The sequence below is a fragment of the Cyclonatronum sp. genome, from assembly GCF_022565315.1.
Lineage (GTDB): Bacteria > Bacteroidota > Rhodothermia > Balneolales > Cyclonatronaceae > Cyclonatronum.
In genome coordinates this window covers 17,358-40,155 of sequence record NZ_JAIUMX010000022.1, presented here as the reverse complement: position 1 = coordinate 40,155, position 22,798 = coordinate 17,358, and the positions used below count along the sequence as shown (strand labels likewise).

The window sequence follows — 22,798 nt, the reverse complement described above, 5'->3', positions numbered from 1 at the left end:
GCATTTTCAGTTTGAAGACTGCATCGAATGCGGCACCTGCATGTACGCCTGCGACAAAGGCGCGGTGGAATGGCACTACCCCGACCCGGAAATCGGCCGCGGCGTGAAATGGAATTTCGGCTGATGCCGGGTGTCCTTTAAATCTGAATCCGGAAATCAGAACCCACTGCGGCTCAGCCGCCCTTTCAGGATTCCGGAATCTGTCTTACCTTTTAAAGCCCTGCCTGATACCTTCAGGCAGGGCTTTTCTTTTTGATGAACTTCAATTTTTTTCGCCGTTTTGTCTCCCTCCTCCCGCTATCAGAATCCTGCGCTTGTCGTCATCCGAAACAGCATTATGGCATCCTTCGCCCTGCTGTTTATGACCGTCGCGCTCGTAAGCTATGCTGATGTGCCGGCTGTGCGTTTTTTCAGCAGCATGGAGTACACGGTCTGGCATGAGGGGCTACGGCTGCTGGCGCTGTACATCAACCCCTACACGATTTTTGCCGGTACGGCCGGACTTCTGGGGATGCACGCCTACAGCCTTCATCAGCAGGGGGAGCGCATCGAAACCGACCGCACGGTGATTCTGCTCGGGGGCGTGCTGGTGAGCCTGATCCTCACCCTGCTGCTGAAGGTTTCGATCGGGCGGGCGCGGCCGGTCGTTTTGTTCACGGAGGGCTATACGGGATTTTTCGGCTTTCAGACCGAACGCAGCTTCAACTCTTTCCCCTCGGGTCACGCAACGGCAGTAACGGCGGCCTGCGCCGCGGTTTTTGCCCTGCGGGAGGAGGTTTCATACCGGGTTATTGCTGTTATGCTCACGGTGCTGATTTTGAGCAGCCGCCTTGTGCTGGGCGAGCATTTCCCCGCTGATGTGCTGGCAGGTATCTGGCTGGGCGGACTCGTGATGTACTGGGCACAGCTTTTTGCAAACCTGGCGGAAGAGCGGCTATAACATAACTCCGTTTTTTCCGGAGTGACAGTGTATCGTGCGGTTCTGAGGCCAGCATAATCCGCGGGCCTTTAGTCTCATGCCCTGTAAACAAAACAAGGATTTCCCGGCACGGACCAGGAAATCCTTGTTCTTTTTGGGTTTAGCAATCAGGGGTTCAGAGCAAACTGCGGATCTTTTAGTCCATCAGATTACGCAGAAACGGAGGCTGATCGCCCCCTGCTTTTTTAATGTTAAAGCGCGACTGCCCGCTCTCGTCAGCCGGGCGGTCATCGTCGCGGGAAACGCCTTCTTCGTTCAGTTTACGAACAACGGCCTTGCGCCGGGTGAAAGCCGGCGTATCGAGCTTTTTGAGGTTATCTTCGCCTTTGTAGTATTTATCGTCAGCCGGCGTATCATCCTGCCGCTTAAAGCGCTGCGGTGAAGGCAGCGGCGCGGCATTCGTGGCTGCGGCATTCATTTTAAAACCGGGTGCTTTAGGAGCCATGCCCGGCAGCCCCGGCAAAGCGACTTTTTTCTTCTCGCCGTTTTCTGCTTTGGCAGTGTAGCCCGGCTCCACTTTGCGACCCGGTACGAGATTGGTTTTGGCATCGCCGTTGCTGAGTTCAAAACCGGTAGCAATCACCGTAATACGAAGCTCCTCGCCGTATTCCTCATCGAGCACGGTACCCCAGATAATCTCGGCATCTTCTCCGACTTCATCCTGAATAATTTTGGTGGCAAGGTTAATTTCATTCATCTTCAGCTGACTGCTGGAGGAGATGTTCAGCAGCACGTTGCGGGAACCGCGGATGCTCAGGCCGTCGAGCAGCGGCGAGTTGATGGCCTGCCGCGTAGCCAGTTCGGCACGATCGGTACCGGAAGCGGAAGCCGAGCCCATAATGGCCGCGCCCCCGTCGAGCATGGTTGTGCGCACATCCGCAAAATCCACGTTCACAATACCCGGCATCAGAATCAGGTCGCAGATACCGCGGGTCGCGTTCAGCAGCACATCATCGGCCATTTTGAAAGCTTCAACCAGGGTTGTGTTTTCTTCGCTTACTTCAAACAGGCGCTGATTCGGAATCACGATAAGGGTATCGCAGTTTTTCTTCAGCTCTTTGATGCCTTCCATGGCGTAGCGCATGCGGGGTTTGCCTTCAAACTCGAAAGGTGTAGTTACCACGCCTACCGTAAGGATGCCTTTGCGCTTGGCAATGCCGGCTACTACAGGCGCTCCGCCTGTACCTGTACCGCCGCCCATGCCTGCTGTTACAAAAATCATGTCGGAGCCTTCGATGGCATCCTCAATTTCGTGGCGGTTTTCTTCTACCGCTTCCCGACCCACTTCGGGGCGGGCACCGGCACCAAGACCGCTGGTAAGGCTTGCACCAACCTGAATTACGCGGTCGGCCTTGCTTTTATTCAGAGCCTGACTGTCGGTATTCAGAGCAATATATTCCACGTTATTCAGGCCATTGGCAATCATTGTGTTGATGGCGTTACCGCCGCCGCCGCCTACACCAATAACCTTAATTCTCGCATTATCGACGCTTTCGCTGTCGAATACAAATCTTGAAGCTGTGTTTCCGTTTTGATTCGTTTCCATAACGTTTTCCCTGATTGGTTTCTCTGTTTGTTAAATCTCTCTGAACCAGATTTTCATCTGCTTCGTAATTTTCTGCATCAGACTTTCAGCCATTTGCTTTTCGCCTGCCTGCGAAGGATCCCCGGCTGCTGCGGGTGCTGTAGTGTCGTTTTGTGATAGGGTTTCGGGTTTGTTAGTTTCAGTTGTTCCTGCAGCATGGCCGTTACGCTGGCCGCTGTCTGCTGCTGCTGATCCGTGAGGCCTGGCTGCCGACATCGGATTCATCTGTGCCAGGTAGGCATTCTGCGCGCTCTCGAAAGCATGCATCACAAGCCCCACCCCTGTACTGTGGATCGGGCTGTTCACTTCTTCAATCAGGCCGCCGGTTAGCCCGCGGGGTATGCCCAGTTTGGTATCAAGCCCCAGGTATTCGGCAGCAAGCGGCACAATCCCCTTTATGAGAGAACCGCCCCCGGTGAGCACCACGCCCGCACTCAGCTGATTGCCCAGCCCGCTGCGCTTGATTTCAATACCAACGATCTCGAGAATTTCCTCAATTCTTGGCTGAATGATGCCCGACAGTATGGTTTTTCTGACTTCCTTTGGCGGCCGGCCGGCTATGCCGGGTACCGGTATCACCTGCTCTTCATCTATCAAATCCGCCCAGGCATGGCCGTGCTCGTGCTTAAGGCGGTGCGCCTGATCTTCCAGAATACTCAGGCCGTCTTTGATATCATCCGTAACTTTTTGTCCCGCAATGGCACATACCGCAGTATGGCGGATGGTATTGCCTTTGAAAATGGCGATATCCGTGGTGCCTCCGCCAATATCAACCAGCACAACGCCGGCTTCTTTTTCATCTTTTTCAAGTACCGCAAAAGAGGATGCCAGCGGCTCCAGGATCATGTCCTGCACTTTGTAGCCGGCTTTTTCCACACAGCGGTACATATTTTTGATGGCAGACACCATGCCCGTTATGATATGAACATTGGCCTCCAGCCGGATGCCGCACATCCCGATAGGGTCGGTGATGCCGTCCTGCCCGTCCACGATATATTCCTGCGGAATCACGTGTATGATTTGCTGACCCGCAGGCAGCATTACCTGCTGACAATCAATGAGCAGGCGCTCCACGTCTTTGGCTGTAATTTCAGAGTCCTGATTGGTGTTGGTAACCGCACCCCGGCTGCGCATGCTGCTTATATGATCGCCTGCAATACCCACGTTCACGGCCCGCACACGAATGCCCGAAGCCAGCTCAGCCTTCTCAATGGCCGTTCGGATGGCATTCACCGTTTTATCGATATTGACCACAACCCCCCGGTTCAGCCCGTCGCTCGGTGCCTTCCCCACACCAAGAATGTTGATGGTCCGGTCCTGATTAACCGAGGCCACGATCGCACACACTTTAGTTGTGCCGATATCAAGGCCAACCACAATTTGTTCTTCTTTTTGTTCAATATTCATTTCGTAAGAGTGTCGCTAAGGGTGATGGGTTTTTGGGTTTTGGTCATTCATTCATTCATTCAGATTCAGGACTGCAGGGCAACTACCTGATTGCGGAACCGGAAATCAAGCCGGGTGAAGGCCGCCATGCCTTTCACCGGGGCAAGCTGCCGGTAAAACTGTTCCCAGCGGTCCACTTTTTCCGGGAAATCGCCGGCACCGAATACCAGCCGCACAGCGTTCTCCCGGCTCAGCGCAATCACGCCTTCTTCAGGGTGCCAGCCTACCTCACTGATTTTCATGCCTGCCACCGGCGCCTGCTGCAGCGCCTGCAGAAATTCAGACAGGGCCTCAAATTCCGGTGCCTGCAGCCTGTTGCCATGCTCCGGCAGGCTGAAACCGTACAGCAGGGGCAGGTCAGGCATGTAGCCGGCAGGGATGCGCAGCGCCATGCCTTCAGCATCCACAAGCATGGTTCGGCTGCCGGAAACCAACAGGGCGAGCGGGTTGCGCTCGCGCACATCCACGAGCACCCTGCCACCGGGCAGCAGGCGCACGCGGCTTTCAGCCACCCACGGCAGCGCATCGATACGCTCCTGAACTTCCAGCGGACGCACTCCATCGGCAGACATCCCCTGCGTGAGGCCGCTTTGCGCCAGTACCTGTTCCGCAGAGGTGAAACCGGGCGCATGCACCTCAATCTGCTGCACCACACTATGGCCCTGCAGCAGCCACGAAGCCGCGAGCGAAGCCGCAACGAGCAGCAGCAGCGCCGCCGGATACATCAACCCCTTCAGAAAATCACCTTTCCCTTTCCCTTTAGCTTTGCCCTTTCGGCTGCGCTTTTTGGGAGGTTCGGGGGATGGCATCACGCCCTGAGCCCCGCTTTCAGGCAGTTCCGGCTCCGGTGTATCATAAATAAACTTACTCATCCTGAACCTCCTTTGCGCCCGGTTTAAGCTTGAGCTTCAGAGACTGTACAAACAGCTCGCCGTATTTATAAATGTCGCCCGCGCCCATAGTTATCACAAGATCGCCCGGCTGTACAATGCCCCGCAAAGCTGACGGCAGTTCGCGCTTATCGGCCACGAAATGAACATCGCGATGACCGTAGCGCGCGGCCACATCGGCCACAAGCTGCCCCGTTACGCCTTCGATCGGCTTTTCACGGGCAGGGTAAATATCGGTGACCACCATCACATCGGCATCAAAAAACGACGAGCCGAACTCTTCACACATGTCGCGGGTGCGCGAGTACAGATGCGGCTGAAACACGGCCACAATCCGGCGGTCGGGCCAGCCTTTGCGGGCCGCGGAGAGCGTTGCGCTCACCTCTGTCGGGTGATGCGCGTAGTCATCAACCACCATGATATCGCCGTCATCGTATTTAGACTGGAAACGCCGGAAAACCCCGCTGTAGGTTTCGAGTCCGGCGGCGATATCCTCAAAATTCATATTCAGCTCAAGGCCCACCCCTACCGCGGCAAGCGCATTGCGCACATTGTGCTCACCGGGCGCATTTATGGTTACACGACCAAGCTTTTCACCGTCGAGTTTCACATCGAAACTTGTGGTGAGGCCGGTAAGCTCGGTTTTGGACGGCCGCAGCCTTGCCTGAGGCGTATAGCCGTAGGTGAGCGTGCGGCGCTCAATACCCGGAAGGATGCTGCGCACTTCCTCATCATCAAGACACAAAATCACCGAGCCGTAAAACGGAACCTTGTTGGCAAACTCCAGAAAAGCGCGTTTGATGTCGTCCACATCTTCATAAATATCAAGATGCTCCGCTTCAATGTTGGTAATCACCGCCATAGAGGGCGAAAGCTTGAGGAAGGTGCGGTCGTACTCGTCGGCCTCTACAATAATGATGTCGCCTCCGCCTACTACGGCATTGGTTTTGTCGAAGCTGTGCACGCGCCCGCCCACAATAATGGTCGGGTCAAAGCCCCCGCGCTGTACCACATGGCCGGCCATGGTCGTCGTTGTCGTTTTGCCGTGCGTACCGGCAATACCGATACCGAATTTCATGCGCATCAGCTCGGCGAGCATCTCCGCCCGCTTGATAGTCGGGATGCGCTGTACAAGGGCCGCGCGGGTTTCCACGTTTTCGGTGGCCTGAACAGCGCTTGTGTAAACCACCACATCGGCACCTTCAATATTTGCGGCCTCATGCCCGATAAACACCTTGGCGCCAATACTTTCCAGGCGCTCGGTTGTTTCTGACTGTGCCCCGTCAGAGCCGCTCACTTTGTATCCCCGGCGAATCAGAATCTCGGCCATGCCGCTCATGCCAATGCCGCCAATGCCCACCATGTGTATGTGGCGGGTATTGCCAAAAATAGGCTGCGGAATAATTTTCTTGTTCACAGCAGATTCAGATTCAGTATTAGGATTCGTTTGAGCCATAAAGGAAATCATCGTTTCGGGGGGTACAGGGGGATGATGGTGTTCAGAATGTCGGTTGCCACGAGCTGAGCGGCTTTTGGTTTTGCAGCTTCACGGGCTGCGGCCTGCATTTTACCCATGCGGCCTTTTTCCACAAAAATATCGTTGAGAAAATCGGCCATCACCTGCGGGCCTTCATCATCTTCCATCATGATGGAAGCCCCGAGGCCTACCATATCGGCCGCGTTGTGGAACTGATGGTTGCCGGCCACGTGTGGTGAAGGCATCAGGATGGAAGGCTTTCCGGCAATCAGCAGCTCGGTACAGGTTCCGGCACCGGCGCGGGCAAAAACGACGTCGGCGGCTTTGTAGGCCGCAGCCATATCGTCGATAAAGGGCGTGAGGTGTACGCGGGGCCAGCGTTCAGGGTCGGTTTCAGCTTTTAGTTTTTCGTAGTAGGCCGGGCCGCACTGCCATAAAACCTGCAGCTGCATATCGTCGTGCATCCTTTTGAGGTGTGCAACCACCGTATCATTGATGGCTTTTGCCCCGCCGCTGCCACCAAGTACGAGCAGTGTCCGCCGGCCCTTTTCCATGCCGTAAGGCATTTCTGTAAGCTCCCCTTCAAACGAAGCCACAATATCCCGCCGGGTCGGGTTTCCGGTGAGGCGTAGCTTATCTTTCGATTTTTGCAGCCATTCATCGGCACCGGCAAAGGCGAGGTAAATTTTCCGGGCAAAGCGTGCGAGCAGCCTTGTCGTTACGCCGGGGTAGCCATTCTGCTCCTGCAGGAAAAGGGGCACGCCGAGCAGTCCTGCCATAAACCCTACCGGACCCGACACATAGCCGCCTGTGCAGATAACCGCATGCGGACGCAGCCGCCGGATGATGACCAGGCTCTGGAACAGGCTCACAAGCAGTTTTACCGGCACCAGCAGGTTCGAAAGGGTGAGCCGACGCTGTACGCCGCTGATCCAGATGGGCGAAATCCCGTAGCCCGCTTTGGGCACAGCTTTCCACTCGATGCGCTCAGGCGAGCCGGCAAAGCGGATCACCGCATCAGGAATGCGCTCACGAAGGGCGTCAGCAATGGCGATGGCCGGGTACACGTGTCCGCCGGTACCGCCGCCGCTCAGCAGAAAGGTCCATTTTTGCTCAGGCATCTTCATGCTCCTCCCGGCGGTGTTTGGAAATATTCATCAAAACGCCCATCATAAATCCGGCAGTGAGCATGCTCGTACCTCCGTAACTGATAAACGGCATCGGCAGCCCCGTAACCGGAAAAAGACCGGTCGCAACGGCCGCATTCACGAGCCCATACACCACAATGGTGATCGTGCAGGCCATGGCCATGTAGGCACCGAGGTCGTCGCGGGCACGGTTTGCAATAAAAATGACGCCGCGGATCAGAATCACCACGTAAATCAGCAGCAGTGCAAATGCACCGAGCAGGCCGTACTCTTCGGCTATAATGGCATAAATAAAATCGTTGTAAGGAGCCGGCAGAAAGTCGCGCTGTGTGCTTTTGCCCACACCAACACCCAAAAGGCCGCCACGCGCTATAGCAATGTGCGCCTGCTGCGCCTGATAGCCACCGGGATTGCCCACCAGCTGACTGCTCTGAATGTTGAGAACCTGATTCACATAGTTGTTGAGCCGCGATTGGCGCTCTTGTGTTTGTGAAACCAGCAGCCCGCCCAGCAGCGCACCGCTTAGCACCAGCAGCCCCAGATGCTTCACACTCATTCTGCCCACAAACATCATAATGAAGCTGAGCAGCAGTATAAGAGCCGCGCTCGAAAAATCTTCCAGACCCACAAAAAGGGCCGTACCGCAAATCCAGAACAGAGCCGGGAAAAAGGATTTGCCAAAATCTTCGATATAGGTCCTTTTTTGGAACATCATGTGGCACAGATACATCAGCAAAGCCACCATCGCCACCGACGACGGCTGAAACGCCACGCCGGCCAGGCTTAGCGAGCGCTTTGCACCGTGTACTTCCACCCCGTTATAGCTCACCCAGATCAGCAGCACCCAGCTCACAATCAACACCACCTTACTCCATTCGGCCACGATGCGATAGTTCACCTTGGCCGCTACAAACATGGTGATGAAAGCCAGGCTCAGCTTAAAGCCGTGCTTAAATAAAAAAGCACCGGCCGTCTCGCCCCTGTTCTCAGCGAAATAAGCGATGGATGAGTAAACAGCCAGACAGCCGAAAACCATCAGGGCAATCACGCAAAACAGCAGCACACCGTCACTGCCACTGCGCATGCCGGTATCCTCCGCCTCAGGGGAGGGGATGCTGCCAAAGCCGGTATGTGGGGTTGCAGTACTCATGAAACAGTTGTGATGGTGTTTTTCGGGGGAAGGCTTTCCGGGCCGGGTCTCAGCTTCTGGCTATTCCGGCAGCGCCATTACGGCCTGCTTGAAGACCCTTCCGCGATGTTCATAATTTTCAAACATATCAAAGGAAGCACAGGCCGGACTTAGCAGCACCACTTCGCCCTTACGGGCCTGACGGCTTGCAATCTGCACTGCTTCCTTCATGCTCTCTGCCTCAAAAAAGTAGAGCGCATCCCGCGAAACCTGCTCGCGGATGGCCGCCCGTGCCTCGCCGATGGCGATGAGGCTGTGCACTTTTTTCTTGAGCTGATCAGTGAGTTCGCGGTAGTTGTTGCCTTTATCCTGACCGCCGAGAATCAGCACAACCGGTGCCTTTATGCCCTGAAGCGCGTACCACACGGCATTCACATTGGTTGCCTTACTGTCGTTGATGTAGCGCACCCCGTTGATGATGCGTACCTGCTCAAGGCGGTGCTCCACGCCTTCAAAAGTTTTCAGGCTCTGCCGGATGTGCTCCGAAGCAATGCCGTTGAGGCGCCCGGCGAGGGCAACGGCCATGCTGTTGGCCAGGTTATGGCGGCCGCGCAGGCTCACCTCATCCTTATGCAGCAGCACCTCTTCCTGCCCGTCGAATCGCAGCACAATATGATCATCGCGCAGGAAAGCGCCGGTTTCGGGCTCTTCTGTGAGCGAAAACGGAATCCGCGCCGGGCCGTCGGGCCTTACACCGATCACGCCGATCTGCTCTTTGAGTACGGGGTCGTCGTAATTGTAAATCAGGAAATCGGATGGCAGCTGATTCCGGATGATGCGCATCTTGGAAGCCACGTAGTACTTAAACTTGTTCTGATAGCGGTTCAGGTGATCCGGGGTGATGTTGAGAATCATGCTCACCCGCGGGCGAAAGCTCCGGATATGATCGAGCTGAAAACTGCTCACTTCCAGGATGAGGTCCTTATCGGCAGCCGTTTGATGTACCAGCTCGGAAACCGGTACGCCGATGTTTCCGCCAACCAGGGCCGGCCGCTGCGCGGTTTCCCACAAATGGCGCATCCAACTCGTTGTAGTGGTTTTACCGTTGCTTCCGGTCACTGCTGTAAGCGGACTCTTGCTGAACCAGCAGGCCACCTCCATTTCGCTGTACACCTTTATATCGTTGAAAAAGAAATACTGAATCAACGGAGCTTCATCGGGCACGCCGGGGCTCACTACCGCAAAATCAGCCACCTTAGCCCGGTCTGAGTGCCCCTTTTCTTCAAACGGAATACCTTTTTCGGTCAGCACCGCCCTCGACTGCTCCGAAAGAAAGCCGGCATCGGTCACGAACACAGTAGCGCCCATACCGTGCAGCAAAACAGCTGCCGCAACACCGCTGCGCGCGCCACCAACAATCACAATAGTTTTACCGCTGATCTCTTTCATCGCAATTTGAGGGTTATAATGGTGAATACGGCCAGCATGACGGCAATAATCCAGAAGCGGACCACGATTTTGGGTTCCTGCCAGCCTTGTTTTTCGAAATGATGATGGATGGGTGCCATCAGGAAAACCCGCCGCCCTTCGCCGTAGCGTTTTTTGGTGTATTTGAAGTAGGTAGTCTGAATAATTACTGAAACCGTCTCCATCAGAAATACGCCGCAAAGCACCGGCAGCAGCAGTTCCTTGTGTACCATCAGGGCAACAGCGCCGATGGTACCGCCCAGCGCAAGCGAGCCGGTATCGCCCATGAAAACCTGCGCGGGATAGGTGTTGTACCACAAAAATCCGAAACAGGCACCGACCAGTGCAGCGCAGAAAATGGCCAGTTCGCCCACACCGGGCAGAAACAGCAAATCGAGGTATCCCGAATAATCGACCCGGCCCGAAACGTAGGCCAGCACGCCAAGCGCCATACCCGCAATAGCGGTAGTGCCAGCCGCAAGCCCGTCGAGTCCGTCAGTGAGGTTCACCGCGTTGCTCAGGGCCGTAATGATGAAAATGACCACGGGGATGTAAATCAGCCATCCCAGCTCGTCGCCCAGAATGGCATAGTTCAGGTTCACATCCTTCAGAAAAGGAACCGTCGTGATGGTGTTATAATCGCTGAAAGCGGGGTAGAAATAAAGAAACGAACCCAGCACCAAGCCTACGGCAATCTGCCCGATCAGCTTAAAGCGCGCCATCAGTCCGTCTTTATTTTTTTTGATGATCTTGATGTAATCATCCAGAAACCCAACGGCCCCAAGGCCAATTACAACAAATAGTATCAGCCACTTGTACACGCTCGAGGGGTTCATCCACAGCAGGCTTGGCACTACGACTGCCAGAATAATGATGAGGCCGCCCATGCTCGGTGTTCCGGCTTTGGACTTGTGGTTGTCGAGGCCGATATCTTCGCGGATGGTTTCCCCGAGCTGCAGCCGCTGCAGCAGCCGGATGATGCGCTTGCCAAACACAATGCTGATAATCAGCGCCATACCCGCCGCCATTGCCGCGCGCACGGTAATAAATCCGAAGGCCCCGAAACCGGGCACCCCAAACTCCTGACGGAGGTATTCAAGCAGCAAATACAGCATCTTAAGCCTCCTCTTGGCGGGCGTTTTGGTGAGTGTTTCCGGTGCGGGCTGCGCGCGCCTTCAGGGCTTCCGCTGCGAGGGCGGCATCGTCCATCGGGTAGCAGACCCCCTTTATTTCCTGATAGGTTTCGTGCCCTTTGCCGGCGATAAGCACGATGCTGCCGGGCTGCGCCTGCGCGATGGCGGAGGCTATGGCCTTACGCCGGTCGGCCTCGGTAAGCACACCTGCCCTGCTGATGCCGGCTTCAATTTCGGCGATAATCTGCGCCGGATCTTCCGTGCGCGGGTTATCGGAGGTGATCACAACCACATCGGCCAGTTCGGCGGCAATGCGGCCCATCACCGGGCGCTTGGTTTTGTCGCGGTCGCCTCCGCAGCCAAAAACGACGCTGAGCTCGCGCGGACCGGCAATCGCCCGCAGGGTTTCGAGCACGTTGCGAAGGGCATCGGGCGTGTGCGCATAATCCACAAAAACTTCCGGGAGCTTCAGGGTGATGGGTCCTGTGCCCTCAGCCGGGCTTCCGGCTTGTTCAGGCTGCGGCTGCGGCACGCGCTCAAGACGGCCGCGGGCGCCGGGGCATGCCGAGAGTGCCGCTGCAGCGCTCTGAGGCGCACAGCCAAAGGCGCGCAAAATGAGCCAGGCCATGGCCACATTGTACACATTGAAATGCCCGCTCAGGGGCGATTCAATGCGGGTATCATCAATTTCAAGCACAATTCCGGCGGCGTCGCTGCGCAGCACCTTCAGGCTGCTGTCTTTCAGGCTGAGCTCCCAGACAGAGGCGCGGCAATCGCGCACCATCTCAGCGGTGTGCGCATCATCGGCATTCACCACAGCAACGGCATCTTCGCTGAGCCCGTCAAAAAGCCGCTTTTTGGCCTGCACATAGGCCGCCTCGGTTTTGTGATAGTCCAGGTGATCGTGGCTGAGGTTGGTGAAGGCCGCCACATCAAACGACAGGGCGTCGGTGCGCTTCTGATCAAGGGCATGGGAGGAGACTTCCATCACGAGATGGGTACAGCCGGCCTCCGCCATATCGGCCATGGCCGATGCAATCTGCTCCGGGTCGCCGGTCGTGAGCCGGCTTTCGGTACTGCGGCTGCCCACGGCAATCGAGATGGTGCCCATCAGTCCGGCGGTGTAGCCGAGCTGCGTAAGCGCCTGATGCACGAGCGTACTCACGGTCGTTTTGCCGTTGGTACCGGTAATGCCCGCAATTCTGAGCCGGCGCTGCGGGTTACCGGCAAAAGCGAAAGCAAGCTGCGCAACGGCAGCGCGGATCTCGGGCACCTGCATCACCCCAACATCATCACGGCCGGTTTCAGCGAGCACTTCAGCCGGATTGCGCTCGGTAAGGATGAGGCGCGCACCGGCGTCGAGGGCCGCCGGGATAAAACGGTGCCCGTCGGTACTGTAGCCCGAAACAGCCGCAAAAATGCCGTTTTCGCGCACTTTGCCGGAATTAACACTCACCCCGCTGTAAAACGCAAGAAGCTGCCCGGTTTCACGGTCAGCTTTGGAGAGGTCTCGGATGGTCTGTAAACTCAGTTTCCGCATCGGCTACCCTCCTCCCCTGTCGCTAATGAGTACATCCATTCCGGGGGCGCGGCCGCGGATGCTTACCGCTCTGCCGCGCTGCATAACTGCCCCGGCCTGCGGGAACTGTGCTGCAACCGTACCGGAACCGGTTTGCTGAATTTCATAACCGGCTTCACGCAGCACGGCAAAGGCCTCACGCATGCTCAGCCCGGTTACGTCGGGTACAAGCGGTCGCGCGCCTTCGGTAATTTCGGTGCGGGCTGCGTTATTCAGGGTGATGCGGATCGGCTCACCGGCAGCAAGCGGCTGCCCGGCAGCAGGTTGCTGTTCAGAAACCCGGGTGCCTTCCCCCTGCACCACAAGCCTGAAACCGAGACTTGCAGCAAGATTGCCGGCATTATCGGCCTGTAAGCCTGTAAGTTGAGGGGTGCGGCGCTCGTCAATATCACGAAGGTCGCGCTGCACAAGGTTGCGCACATTATGATCCACACCCATAATGCGGCGCGTAATTTCCCGGAAAACGATGCCGGCTGTTGTACCGCCAAAGATGCTGGTCTGCGGTTCGTCGAGCAGCACAATCATGGCATACTTGGGTGCTTCGGCCGGGAAGTAGCCAACAAATGAAGCCCGGTACCGCTGCTGATAGCGGCCGTCGATAAATTTTTGTGCCGTTCCTGTTTTGCCGGCAATGGAAAGCCCGGCAACGGAAGCAAGCCGGGCGGTGCCGTCTTCAGAAACCACGTTCTGAAATGCGGGTTGCAGGGCACGCACAGTTTCGGGCCGAACGGCCTGCCGGATAACGGTCGGGCGGTTTTGCTGCACCACACGGCCGGACTCATCCACTACGTGGTCCACTACGTAGGGTCGCATGAGCCGGCCGTCGTTGGCAATTGCAGCATATGACATCACCATTTGCAGTGCGGTTACCTGTACTTCATAGCCGATAGACATCCACGGCTGTGTTACGCCGCTCCAGTGCAGGGGGCGGCGCAGGCGCCCGCTTTCCTCACCGGGCAGGTCGATACTCGAAAGGGCTCCGAAGCCAAAATTGCGCACATACTGAAAAAACACATCGCGGTCGAGGCGCATGGCAGCTTCGGCCGTTGCGATATTCGAGGAGCGCTCAATCGCCTGCCTGAATGTGATATCCCCGAGCGGAATATGATCACGCATCAGCTGCCCGCGAATGAGGCGGGTTCCGCTTTCCGGAGTGTTAAACACTTCATCGAGCTGAACGGCGCCCTGCTCGAAAGCCGCAACAGCAGTCACGAGTTTGAAAGTAGAGCCCGGCTCAATCATATCCGAAATAGCGGCATTACGGCGGGTTTCGCGCCCGATGGTGCCTGGCCGGTTCGGGTTAAAGTCAGGATAGTTGGCCATAGCCACAACCTGCCCGTTTTCGGGGCGCACAATAATTACGGTGCCCTGCCTGGCACCTGTGCGGCGCAGGCCTGCCTGAAGCTCTTCCTCAGCTATGGCCTGAATGTGCGCATCAATGGTTGTGATGAGGCTGTGCCCCTGCTGCGGCCGGCGGCTGGGAGCGCCGACATACTGTCGGATTCTGCGCTGGCTGTCGAGGCGCACATGCTGCTGCCCGTCGCGGCCTCTAAGCAAATCGTTGTAGGCCCGCTCAAGACCATCCATCCCGCTGCTTTCATGGTTCACATAGCCCAGCACGTGCGATGCCATGTTATCATGGTTGAAGTGCCGCCTGAAGCGCTCTTCCAAAATAATACCACGGAAGCGGTGTGCGCGCAGACTGTCAAAAACGGCCCGGTCAAAATCACGCCCGAGCACAATGTATCGGGAACCCTGTGGGGCCTGCCGGATGGTGCGCAAAAACTCAGCCCGGCTTCGGCCGGTGAAGTATTCCAGAATAGCGGCAATGCGTTCCGTTTCATTCGGCTGCGGGTTCGTCACCAGCGGATCAACGGCAACCGAGTAGCTCACAGTGTTGGTAACGAGCAGCCGGCCGTTGATGTCGTAAATATTCCCGCGCTGTGCCGGGATGGCAATCTGATGCGTGCTTTGCAGGTTTCCGAGTTCGCGAAGGGCATCCCCCTCAGCAAACTGAATGCGGAGCATCTGCACCAGAATGGCAGCAGGCAGAATGAGCAGGGCGCCAAAAACCAATAAAAGTCGTGCCGCCAGCACGTTACGGTCAGATTTCATTCTACCGCCCCCTTTCGATTACAAAATCGGCCGGACCGATATGTTCAAAACCTTGTGCCCTTGCTCTCGAAAACACTTCTGAGGGGCCTGTAAGCTGCTGATACCGCAGCACACGGGCCTCATGAATCATCTGAACCCGATCCAGCTCACGCTGCGACTGCCCAACCTCATCAAGCAGCTGTTGCATGGCGTACTGATGGGTGATGTAAGCCATAGCGAGCAAACCGACGGCAAACAGAATACCGTAGATTTTTAAAACGCCTGATTTTTTTTCCTGCTTTTTCGCGGCCTGCTTTTTCGCCGCAGCTGCTGTAATAAATGTATCCTGCGGCTTGGCGGGTGTATCGGCAACCGGCATACGCTCCCCGAACACAGATGCGGGGTTGCCTGCAAAAGGCTCATAAGCCTTGCCTGCCTGCGACGGGCTGAAAGGAGTCCGCTCAACATAGCTGCTCATTTTGGGACCTCCTCAGTGTTTTTTTCAGCGGCGCGAAGGCGCGCACTGCGGGCACGGGGGTTTAGCTGAATTTCAGCATCTCCGGCCGTAACCGGCCTGTTGTGCAGCGGTTGGAGCGGACGGATGATATTTCCGTAAAAATCTTTTTCCTGCTTACCCCCGAAGTTTCCGGTACGGAAGAAGTTCTTCACAAGCCGGTCTTCAAGCGAGTGATAGGCGATGGTAACAATGCGACCGCCCGGTTTGAGCAGCTTCAGGCTTTGGTCGAGGCCGTTGCGGAGCATTTCGAGTTCACGGTTCACCTCAATACGAATCGCCTGAAATACGCGGGCGAGGCTTTTAACCAGGTGAGGGCCCCGAATAACGGCTTCTACACATTTGCGCAGGTCGGCTGTACTTTCGAGAGGGCGGCTTTCGGTAATTTGCCGGGCAATAGCCGAAGAGCGTCGTTCCTCGCCATACTCAAACAGCAGGTTCCGCAGCCTTTCGAAGGGATAGGTGTTTACTACATCACGGGCCGTGAGGCTGCTGAGGTTGCCCATGCGCATATCAAGGGGGCCGTCTTCCCGGAACGTAAAGCCGCGTTCCGGTGCATCGATCTGATGGCTCGATACGCCGTAATCGAATAAAATGCCCGAAATCTTCCCGTGAAGCCCGGGGTGCATAAGGGTAGCGATAAACCCAAAATTGCCCTTTACTGTTTTCAGGCGCTCATCATCAATACGGCGGGCTGTTTCGGCCAGAGCTTCATCATCCTGATCAATTCCAAAAACCTGAGCACCGCTGCCCAACTGCTGAAGCAGCAGCGCGGAATGCCCCCCTGCACCGAGCGTAGCATCGATATACACGCCGTCGGAGTCAGTAACCAGCCATTCAAGGGTTTCGGCCGGCATAACAGGTATGTGCCAGGTTTCACTTGTCATTGTTCGTCAGGTAAGAAAACATCAGCGCCAAGAATTTTTTCGAAGGTTTCGGCAAACATTTCGTCCGTAAACTCTTCATCCTCTTTAGCGAGATACTCAGGCGACCAGATTTCGATGTGGTCGTTACATCCTATAAAAATGGCTTTGTCGTTAAGGCCGGCGTGCGCCATCTGCTTAGGTGAGAGGGCAATCCGGTTTTGGTTGTCCAGCACGATATCAACAGAGTTTCGCATGATTCGCCGCTTGAGTTTTCCTGCAAATTTATTTGCAGGGTTGAGCCGGCTTATTCCTTTTTCAAAAATTTTCCAGTTGTCCTGCGGATACAGAGACAGGCAGGATTCTTTACCAATTAAGATGGTGTACTTATCCTGAAATTCGGGATTGACAATTTTACGCAGTCTGGCAGGCAGGCACACACGTCCTTTGTTGTCAATGGCATTCTCATATTCGCCTTTGAAACTCGCCACAACCTTAGAAACCTGCGTTTATGTGTCATTTTCAGTGATTTGGGATATTCTACCACTTTCTCCCACTTTCTACCCCAAAGTAGGTGTTTAAGGTTGATATAGTCAAATTAAAAAAAACACATCGGTCAGGTTTTACGAACAGGGCCTTTCTGTTAAGCCTCAAATAATTAACAGCTTGGTTTTCCCCACATCATCCACAAAACGATACACAAATTGCACATATATTTTTACCTGTGTTCGTAATCCATTTATTGCACTGCCTGATGCGTTACATGAAATTATGTTCGCTTAAAATACGGATTCCCGTATAAAATGCCTGCTTTTTAGTTTCAGGCGCCAACTTCCGGGTTGATACTGCCCAAAATTTCCGGACTGAATTGCGGTAATCTGATCCCTTCACAGCCTTAAGCAGCAGGCGCGATTACGTTTGGAAGCACCTTTTTAATTTCTTACTATTACCATTTAGACTTATGGCTGATTCCGGGCCGCCTAACTATTTGTTTTTTCTGATTCACCATTTTAATCCTATTCCCTCTTTCCCATGAAATTTACAGTTTCAAGCGGTGAGCTTGTCAAGAGTCTCTCAGCCGTTGCAGGAGCCGTACCGGCCAAAGCAACTATGCCCATCCTGGAGATGGTTTTGTTCGAAAGCGAAGGCGGTAAATTAAAGCTTTCAGCAACTGACCTTGAAGTTACTATAGTTGAATATGTAAGCGCTGAAATTGAAGAGGAAGGTTCTGTTGCCGTACCGGCCCGCCGCCTGCTCGATACCCTTCGGGCCCTGCCTGATATTCCGGTTTCATTTTCTATTGATGAGCGCTACAACGTCCTCTTTAAAACAGACAAAGGCTCTTACCGCCTCGCCGGCGAAGACGGAGATGAATTCCCCGCAACCCCAACGCTCGATGAGGCTACTATTATTGAAACCTCAACCGGCCTTATCCGCGATGCCATTGCGAAAACAAGCTTTGCCGTTTCTTCCGATGATTTACGCCCGGCTATGATGGGTGTGTATTTTCAGATCGGTACCGAGCAAAGCAAAGTTGTTGCGACCGATGGCCACCGGCTTGTTAAGCTTACCCTCAATGAGCTGAAAGCCGAATTCGACATCAATTTTATCGTGCCGGACAAAGCGCTCAACCTCACCAATAAATCGCTTGATTCGCTTGAGTGTCAGATCAGCGTTACCGATCAGCATGTGAGTTTCAAGAGCGGCAACACGCAGATTATCGCACGCCTTATTAATCAGCAGTACCCGAACTATGAAACCGTTATCCCGCGGGATAATGAAAAAACGCTGATTGTAACCAAAGATGAGCTTCTCGCAACCGTAAAACGGGTTGCCATTTTCTCCAGTTCGAGCACACGGCAGATTCGTCTGAGGCTTGAAGCCGACGAGCTCAACATCAAAGCTGAGGATATCGACCTGAGCAGCGAAGCCGAAGAAAGGCTCACTGCTGAATATTCAGATGAACCGATGGAAATCGGATTCAACGCGCGTTATCTCGCAGATGTAATCAGCAATGTGAACGACTCAGAAGTAAAGTTCGAGTTTTCCACTCCCAACCGTGCAGGCATCGTGAAACCTGCCGAACAGGAGCCGGGCAAAGAAATTCTGATGCTCGTTATGCCTGTAATGCTGAACACGTACTAATCCGGCCATCGGTCAGCGGCCTTTAGCCTTTTCACCAACCTCTCTTTCATGCGTGAAACCTCTGCTGTTATAACGCTCACGACCGACTTCGGCTACCAGGATTATTACACTGCCGCCATGAAAGCGGCTATTCTGCGCATCAGCCCGCGGGCAACTCTGATTGATATTTCTCACGCGCTCCCGCCTCAGGACATCATGGCGGGAGCCTGGGTTGTTAAAAATGTGGCTTTTGATTTCCCGCCGGGCAGCATACACCTTTGTGTTGTTGATCCCGGTGTCGGGAGTGCCCGCCGCCCTTTGATCTGCGAAATCGAAGGGCATTTTTTTGTGGGTCCGGATAACGGGCTGTTCCCCCTCATTGCCGACGGGAAACCGCTCATTGCACGCGAAATTATCAATCCGGATTTCATGCTGGCTGAGGTATCCAATACCTTTCACGGGCGCGATATTTTTGCCCCGGCAGCCGCGCATCTGAGCACAGGTATCGCCGCTGAGCGGTTTGGTCCGCTTGTGGAAACGCCCCTGTACTTTCGCTGGGCGCAGCCTATTTCTGATGATGAAGGCATTCAGGGCTGGGTGAGCCACATCGATACCTACGGCAACCTCATCACCAACATTCCGCACAAACTGCTGCCTCAAAACGGCCAAACCGCACTAAAAATTTATGCCGGTACAACCATCCTCAAATCCGTTGACCGCTGCTACAGCTCGGTTACCGAAGGAGAGCCCGTAGCCCTGATCGGCAGTTCCGGTATGCTGGAAATTTCCGTGCGCAACGGCAATGCAGCCGAACTCCTGAATGTGCGCAAAGGGATGACCGTATCGGTAGTGTATCAGAAATGATGCGCGCCCTGCCGGTGTTCCCTTTCCCAACACATAAACCACATCTTTAACTAAGCAAACTCCGGTGGATGTAAAACACGCAATTCTGCTTCTCGAAGACGAAAAAGAAGCCGCTGACATGCTGGCCAACTATCTTGAAATGCACAACTTCGAAGTACTGCAAGCCTACGACGGCAAGCAGGCGATGGAGTACATCACGCAGCGGCCCGACAAAATCGACATGGCCATTCTTGATATTATGGTGCCGGCTGTAAACGGCATGGAAATCTGCAAGCGGATGCGGGAGAACCCCATCCTCGCAAGTGTACCCATCATTTTCCTCACGGCCAAAGACCGCGAAAGCGACGAAATTTCGGGTCTCGAAGCCGGCGCCGACGACTACATCGCCAAGCCTGCAAGCTTTAAGCTGATCGAAGCCCGGGTCAAAAGCCTGCTCCGCCGGCAGCCGGCCCGTACCTCCGGCTGGCTGCACTTCCGCAATATTTACCTCGATAACACCAACTTCGAGGTGCAGGTCGATAATCAGCGGGTTGACCTCACGCACACCGAGTTCCGGATTCTGGAGCTCTTCCTGCAGCAGCCCAACAAGGTTTACACGCGGCAGGAAATTCTGGAGCACATCTCCGACGATCAGAAATTCGTATTCGACCGCACCGTTGATGTGCACGTTAAGAACCTTCGTATCAAGCTCGGCTCAGCAGGGGAAGCCATCAAAACCTACCGCGGTACCGGCTACGGCATGAACCGGGAAATGGCGGGATAAAGCACCGCCATGAGAATTCAGTTCAAGCTCTCGATTACCTTCGTACTGCTGCTCGTTTTCGGCGTTACAGCCATCAGCAGTTATTCCATCGTATTCATCCGCGGTTATCTGATGAATCAGGCCGAGCAGGATATGCGGGCCGATGCCAATCAGATTCTGGTAACGCTGCAGCTCACGAGCAAAACTGAGCGCGATCTTACGGAAGTACTGCCCGTAATCGGGCGCGAATCGATTTACGACATCCGCGTATTCGACGCCGAAGGGCAACTGTTTCTCCGGCCGGTTCGCACACAAAACTGGCAGTCTGATGTGTACACCAGCCTTTCCTCCGAACTTCAGCAATTGCTCAGCGAAATGCATGCAACCTCCCTTGCTGTGCACTACCGCGATCAGCACGAACGGGTTTTCGTGTACGGAAACCTGCACCTGCAGCTCGAAGACTCCCGCTATACCATAGAAGTAAGCCGCCTGAAATCTGAAATTTACCGCCCGGTACATACCATCCGCTGGATTATCTACTCGGGCATGTTTGTTTCCATCGCCATCATTTTATTTGTGAGCTTCATCTTCAGCAACTATCTGGCGAAGCCCATCACACAGCTCACAACAGCGGCCAAGCGCATCGCGGGTGGCGAAACCGAGCACCGCATCGAGCTGAACCGCTCCGACGAATTCGGAACCCTGGCAAGCTCCCTCAATCAGATGTCGGAACGGCTGCGCGAGGAAAACGAAAAGCTGCTGGCAGCAAGCAGGCGTCAGAAGCAGTTTTATGCCGATATCGCCCATGAAATCCGCAACCCGCTGCACACCATTTCGGGTGCGCTCGAAATGCTCGACATGAGCAACCTCCCTGCCGAAAAACGCGCCCGCTTCCTGCAAAGCGCCCGAAATCAGTCGGAGCGCATGAACCGGCTCTTTCAGGACCTGATGACGCTTCAGCGCTCCGATCTCGATCCCAACTTCGTGCATCCCCGCGTTTTTGTGCTAAGCAGGGTGATGCAGAATCTCGAGCAGGCCTACAGCACCCTTGCCGATGAAAAAAAGCTGAAGCTCAGGTTCAGCGGATGCGCGGACTGCCGCGTGATGGCCGATCCCAACAAGATTGAGCAGGTACTCGATAACCTCATCAGCAACGCCATCAAGTACTCCTCCGAAGGGCAGATCGAGGTGAGCTGGCAGAATACGGCCGGCGGCAAGGTTGAAATCAGCGTGAAGGATTCCGGTATCGGCATACAGGCCGAACATATTCCGTATCTTTTTGACCGCTTTTACCGCACCGACAAAGCCCGCTCCCGCGACAGCGGCGGTACGGGTCTGGGTCTGGCCGTTGTGAAAAGCATTCTCGATGCGCATCAAACCCGCATTTCCGTTGAAAGCGAGCCTGGCAAAGGTACCATCATGAAATTCACCCTGCCCGCCGCAGGCTGAGCGGCTTCGGCTTCGGCTTCGACTTCATCTTCATTCCTCTCTTTCCCAACTTTAATCTCACCCGGAAAGCTTCCGCAGGTCCGGAAGCCCATCACCCGAAAAAACCTTCTTTTTTATTGACGCTATGTTTCAGCATGTTTTAGTTGCTTTCGGGGGTGTATCGCCCGAGCACGAAGTTTCGGTCATAACCGCGATTCAGGCGGCAAGCGCCCTGAAAGACAGCGGACTAAGCCTCACGCCGCTGTATGTGAGCAAAAGCGGCCGCTTCCTCACGGGTCCGCAGCTGCTTGAGCTTGAATCGTACAAAGACCTCAAAACGCTTGAGCAGCAGGCCGTGCCCTGCGCGTTTCAGACCGATGCCCTCGGGCGAACGGTGCTCAGCGAAACCCGCAAGGGCGGACTTTTCAGCAAACCCAAAGTATGGCCGGTGGATGTGGTGCTTGTGGCCTTTCACGGCTCGGAAGGTGAAAACGGCGCCTTTCAGGGGCTTTGCGAGCAGTACAACCTGCCTTACACCGGCAGCGGGGTGATGGCCTCCTCGGTGGGGATGGACAAGCGCGCGGCCAAGGTTCACGCGGCGGCCTGCGGGGTGCCCGTAGTTGAAGGCCTCGACTTTACCGAAGTAGAATGGGCTGCCGGCAGCGAAGCACTGCTCGAAAAAATCCTCGCCCTCGACACAACTGTTGTGGTGAAGCCGCTACGGCTCGGCAGCAGTATCGGCGTGGAAGTGGTGAGCGGGCGCGACGCCATCGTGCGCGCTGTGGAAACCGGCTTCCGCTACGATGCACATCTGCTCACCGAGAAAGCGGTGCGGCCGCTGCGGGAGGTAAACTGTTCGGTGCTGGGCAATGCCGCCGACGCGCAGGCGAGTGTGTGCGAGCAGCCCAAAGGCTCGGCCGAACTGCTCTCCTTTCAGGACAAATACATGGGCGACTCCGGCAAGGGTATGGCTTCGGCAAGCCGCATCATCCCTGCTCCGATTCCGGAGGCGCTCACCGAAGCCATTCAGCAGGCGTCGCTGCGGCTGTTCCGCGAACTCGACGCCTCCGGCGTGGCCCGGTTCGATTTTCTGGTGAACGACGAAACCGGCCAGTTCTATTTCAATGAAATCAACACCATACCCGGCTCCTTTTCTTTTTACCTGTGGGATAAAACCGGAATCGGCTTTCCGCAACTCATGAAAAAACTGCTGGATATCGCCGTTGCCCGGCATCGTGAGAAAAACGGCCGCGTTCGCAGCTACGAAACGAACCTGCTGAGCACAAAGGCGGTTAAAGGTATCAAAGGTCTGAAAGGCAAAGGCTGATTTATTTCT

The 22,798-nt window shown here is 55.3% G+C and carries 20 protein-coding genes; 7 read left to right on the top strand and 13 right to left on the bottom strand.

Annotated features, from left to right (window positions below):
* Window positions 1-124 (top strand): 4Fe-4S binding protein (locus LAT75_RS15620; RefSeq protein ID WP_363320525.1); only part of this gene is annotated, 124 nt, incomplete at its 5' end.
* Window positions 125-280: 156 nt separating this feature from the next.
* A complete protein-coding gene (locus LAT75_RS05840; RefSeq protein ID WP_291481697.1) occupies window positions 281-940 on the top strand; it encodes a phosphatase PAP2 family protein in 660 nt (219 codons plus the stop codon).
* Window positions 941-1,115: 175 nt separating this feature from the next.
* Here LAT75_RS05840 and ftsZ read toward each other — a convergent pair whose 3' ends face one another.
* The 13 genes from ftsZ to LAT75_RS05775 all read right to left on the bottom strand — a co-directional run bounded on the left by ftsZ (window position 1,116) and on the right by LAT75_RS05775 (window position 16,795).
* Complete coding sequence (gene ftsZ, locus LAT75_RS05835) at window positions 1,116-2,525, bottom strand: cell division protein FtsZ (protein WP_291481696.1); 1,410 nt, start codon at window positions 2,523-2,525, stop codon at window positions 1,116-1,118.
* Between the two features lie 30 nt (window positions 2,526-2,555).
* Complete coding sequence (gene ftsA / locus LAT75_RS05830; protein WP_291481695.1) at window positions 2,556-3,971, bottom strand: cell division protein FtsA; 1,416 nt, start codon at window positions 3,969-3,971, stop codon at window positions 2,556-2,558.
* 65 nt (window positions 3,972-4,036) lie between these two features.
* The gene (locus LAT75_RS05825; protein ID WP_291481694.1) at window positions 4,037-4,882 is read right to left on the bottom strand and encodes an FtsQ-type POTRA domain-containing protein; all 846 of its coding nucleotides are present in this window, start codon (window positions 4,880-4,882) and stop codon (window positions 4,037-4,039) included.
* Entirely contained in the window at window positions 4,875-6,263 is a 1,389-nt protein-coding gene (murC, locus tag LAT75_RS05820; protein WP_363320524.1) for a UDP-N-acetylmuramate--L-alanine ligase, read from the bottom strand. Before murC ends, LAT75_RS05825 begins: the two co-directional genes overlap by 8 nt.
* Before the next feature lie 101 nt (window positions 6,264-6,364).
* Window positions 6,365-7,498, bottom strand: coding sequence for an undecaprenyldiphospho-muramoylpentapeptide beta-N-acetylglucosaminyltransferase (murG, locus tag LAT75_RS05815; protein ID WP_291481692.1), 1,134 nt, complete (start codon window positions 7,496-7,498; stop codon window positions 6,365-6,367).
* Window positions 7,491-8,675: an FtsW/RodA/SpoVE family cell cycle protein gene (locus tag LAT75_RS05810; RefSeq protein WP_291481691.1), complete on the bottom strand. Its 1,185-nt coding sequence runs from the start codon at window positions 8,673-8,675 to the stop codon at window positions 7,491-7,493. Before LAT75_RS05810 ends, murG begins: the two co-directional genes overlap by 8 nt.
* Before the next feature lie 60 nt (window positions 8,676-8,735).
* The gene (murD, locus tag LAT75_RS05805; protein ID WP_291481690.1) at window positions 8,736-10,103 is read right to left on the bottom strand and encodes a UDP-N-acetylmuramoyl-L-alanine--D-glutamate ligase; all 1,368 of its coding nucleotides are present in this window, start codon (window positions 10,101-10,103) and stop codon (window positions 8,736-8,738) included.
* Window positions 10,100-11,236 (bottom strand): phospho-N-acetylmuramoyl-pentapeptide-transferase, encoded by a 1,137-nt coding sequence (mraY, locus tag LAT75_RS05800; RefSeq protein WP_291481689.1) that lies wholly within the window; start codon window positions 11,234-11,236, stop codon window positions 10,100-10,102. The genes murD and mraY overlap by 4 nt, the downstream gene beginning before the upstream one ends.
* Before the next feature lies 1 nt (window position 11,237).
* Window positions 11,238-12,794: a UDP-N-acetylmuramoyl-L-alanyl-D-glutamate--2,6-diaminopimelate ligase gene (locus LAT75_RS05795; RefSeq protein WP_291481688.1), complete on the bottom strand. Its 1,557-nt coding sequence runs from the start codon at window positions 12,792-12,794 to the stop codon at window positions 11,238-11,240.
* Window positions 12,795-12,797: 3 nt separating this feature from the next.
* On the bottom strand, window positions 12,798-14,948 hold the full coding sequence (locus LAT75_RS05790; protein WP_291481687.1) for a penicillin-binding transpeptidase domain-containing protein: 2,151 nt from the start codon (window positions 14,946-14,948) through the stop codon (window positions 12,798-12,800).
* 1 nt (window position 14,949) lies between these two features.
* Window positions 14,950-15,405, bottom strand: a complete 456-nt coding sequence (locus LAT75_RS05785; protein WP_291481686.1) for a hypothetical protein — start codon at window positions 15,403-15,405, stop codon at window positions 14,950-14,952.
* A complete protein-coding gene (rsmH, locus tag LAT75_RS05780; RefSeq protein WP_291481685.1) occupies window positions 15,402-16,328 on the bottom strand; it encodes a 16S rRNA (cytosine(1402)-N(4))-methyltransferase RsmH in 927 nt (308 codons plus the stop codon). The genes LAT75_RS05785 and rsmH overlap by 4 nt, the downstream gene beginning before the upstream one ends.
* Window positions 16,325-16,795, bottom strand: a complete 471-nt coding sequence (locus LAT75_RS05775; protein WP_291481684.1) for a division/cell wall cluster transcriptional repressor MraZ — start codon at window positions 16,793-16,795, stop codon at window positions 16,325-16,327. Before LAT75_RS05775 ends, rsmH begins: the two co-directional genes overlap by 4 nt.
* Before the next feature lie 541 nt (window positions 16,796-17,336).
* Between LAT75_RS05775 and dnaN the strand changes: the two genes are divergently transcribed.
* From dnaN to LAT75_RS05750, 5 genes are all read left to right on the top strand, one after another.
* Entirely contained in the window at window positions 17,337-18,449 is a 1,113-nt protein-coding gene (dnaN, locus tag LAT75_RS05770; protein ID WP_291481683.1) for a DNA polymerase III subunit beta, read from the top strand.
* A gap of 48 nt (window positions 18,450-18,497) precedes the next feature.
* Window positions 18,498-19,292 carry an SAM-dependent chlorinase/fluorinase gene (locus tag LAT75_RS05765; RefSeq protein ID WP_291481682.1) on the top strand — a complete coding sequence of 265 codons (795 nt, stop codon included), beginning with the start codon at window positions 18,498-18,500 and terminating at the stop codon, window positions 19,290-19,292.
* Window positions 19,293-19,356: 64 nt separating this feature from the next.
* A complete protein-coding gene (locus LAT75_RS05760; protein ID WP_291481681.1) occupies window positions 19,357-20,055 on the top strand; it encodes a response regulator transcription factor in 699 nt (232 codons plus the stop codon).
* A 9-nt stretch (window positions 20,056-20,064) separates the two neighbouring features.
* Window positions 20,065-21,483 (top strand): ATP-binding protein, encoded by a 1,419-nt coding sequence (locus LAT75_RS05755; RefSeq protein WP_291481680.1) that lies wholly within the window; start codon window positions 20,065-20,067, stop codon window positions 21,481-21,483.
* A 124-nt stretch (window positions 21,484-21,607) separates the two neighbouring features.
* Entirely contained in the window at window positions 21,608-22,789 is a 1,182-nt protein-coding gene (locus LAT75_RS05750) for a D-alanine--D-alanine ligase (RefSeq protein ID WP_291481679.1), read from the top strand.
* The last annotated feature ends 9 nt before the right edge of the window (window positions 22,790-22,798 follow it).

Coding starts and splice junctions, on each gene's coding strand:
- LAT75_RS05755 (WP_291481680.1), top strand. CDS start 20,065: ATGAGAATTCAGTTCAAGCTCTCGATTACCTTCGTACTGCTGCTCGTT.
- murC (WP_363320524.1), bottom strand. CDS start 6,263: ATGGTGGGCATTGGCGGCATTGGCATGAGCGGCATGGCCGAGATTCTG.
- mraY (WP_291481689.1), bottom strand. CDS start 11,236: ATGCTGTATTTGCTGCTTGAATACCTCCGTCAGGAGTTTGGGGTGCCC.
- LAT75_RS05795 (WP_291481688.1), bottom strand. CDS start 12,794: ATGCGGAAACTGAGTTTACAGACCATCCGAGACCTCTCCAAAGCTGAC.
- LAT75_RS05825 (WP_291481694.1), bottom strand. CDS start 4,882: ATGAGTAAGTTTATTTATGATACACCGGAGCCGGAACTGCCTGAAAGC.
- ftsA (WP_291481695.1), bottom strand. CDS start 3,971: ATGAATATTGAACAAAAAGAAGAACAAATTGTGGTTGGCCTTGATATC.
- murD (WP_291481690.1), bottom strand. CDS start 10,103: ATGAAAGAGATCAGCGGTAAAACTATTGTGATTGTTGGTGGCGCGCGC.
- LAT75_RS05810 (WP_291481691.1), bottom strand. CDS start 8,675: ATGAGTACTGCAACCCCACATACCGGCTTTGGCAGCATCCCCTCCCCT.
- LAT75_RS05790 (WP_291481687.1), bottom strand. CDS start 14,948: ATGAAATCTGACCGTAACGTGCTGGCGGCACGACTTTTATTGGTTTTT.
- LAT75_RS05765 (WP_291481682.1), top strand. CDS start 18,498: ATGCGTGAAACCTCTGCTGTTATAACGCTCACGACCGACTTCGGCTAC.
- dnaN (WP_291481683.1), top strand. CDS start 17,337: ATGAAATTTACAGTTTCAAGCGGTGAGCTTGTCAAGAGTCTCTCAGCC.
- rsmH (WP_291481685.1), bottom strand. CDS start 16,328: ATGACAAGTGAAACCTGGCACATACCTGTTATGCCGGCCGAAACCCTT.
- murG (WP_291481692.1), bottom strand. CDS start 7,498: ATGCCTGAGCAAAAATGGACCTTTCTGCTGAGCGGCGGCGGTACCGGC.
- LAT75_RS05785 (WP_291481686.1), bottom strand. CDS start 15,405: ATGAGCAGCTATGTTGAGCGGACTCCTTTCAGCCCGTCGCAGGCAGGC.
- ftsZ (WP_291481696.1), bottom strand. CDS start 2,525: ATGGAAACGAATCAAAACGGAAACACAGCTTCAAGATTTGTATTCGAC.
- LAT75_RS05750 (WP_291481679.1), top strand. CDS start 21,608: ATGTTTCAGCATGTTTTAGTTGCTTTCGGGGGTGTATCGCCCGAGCAC.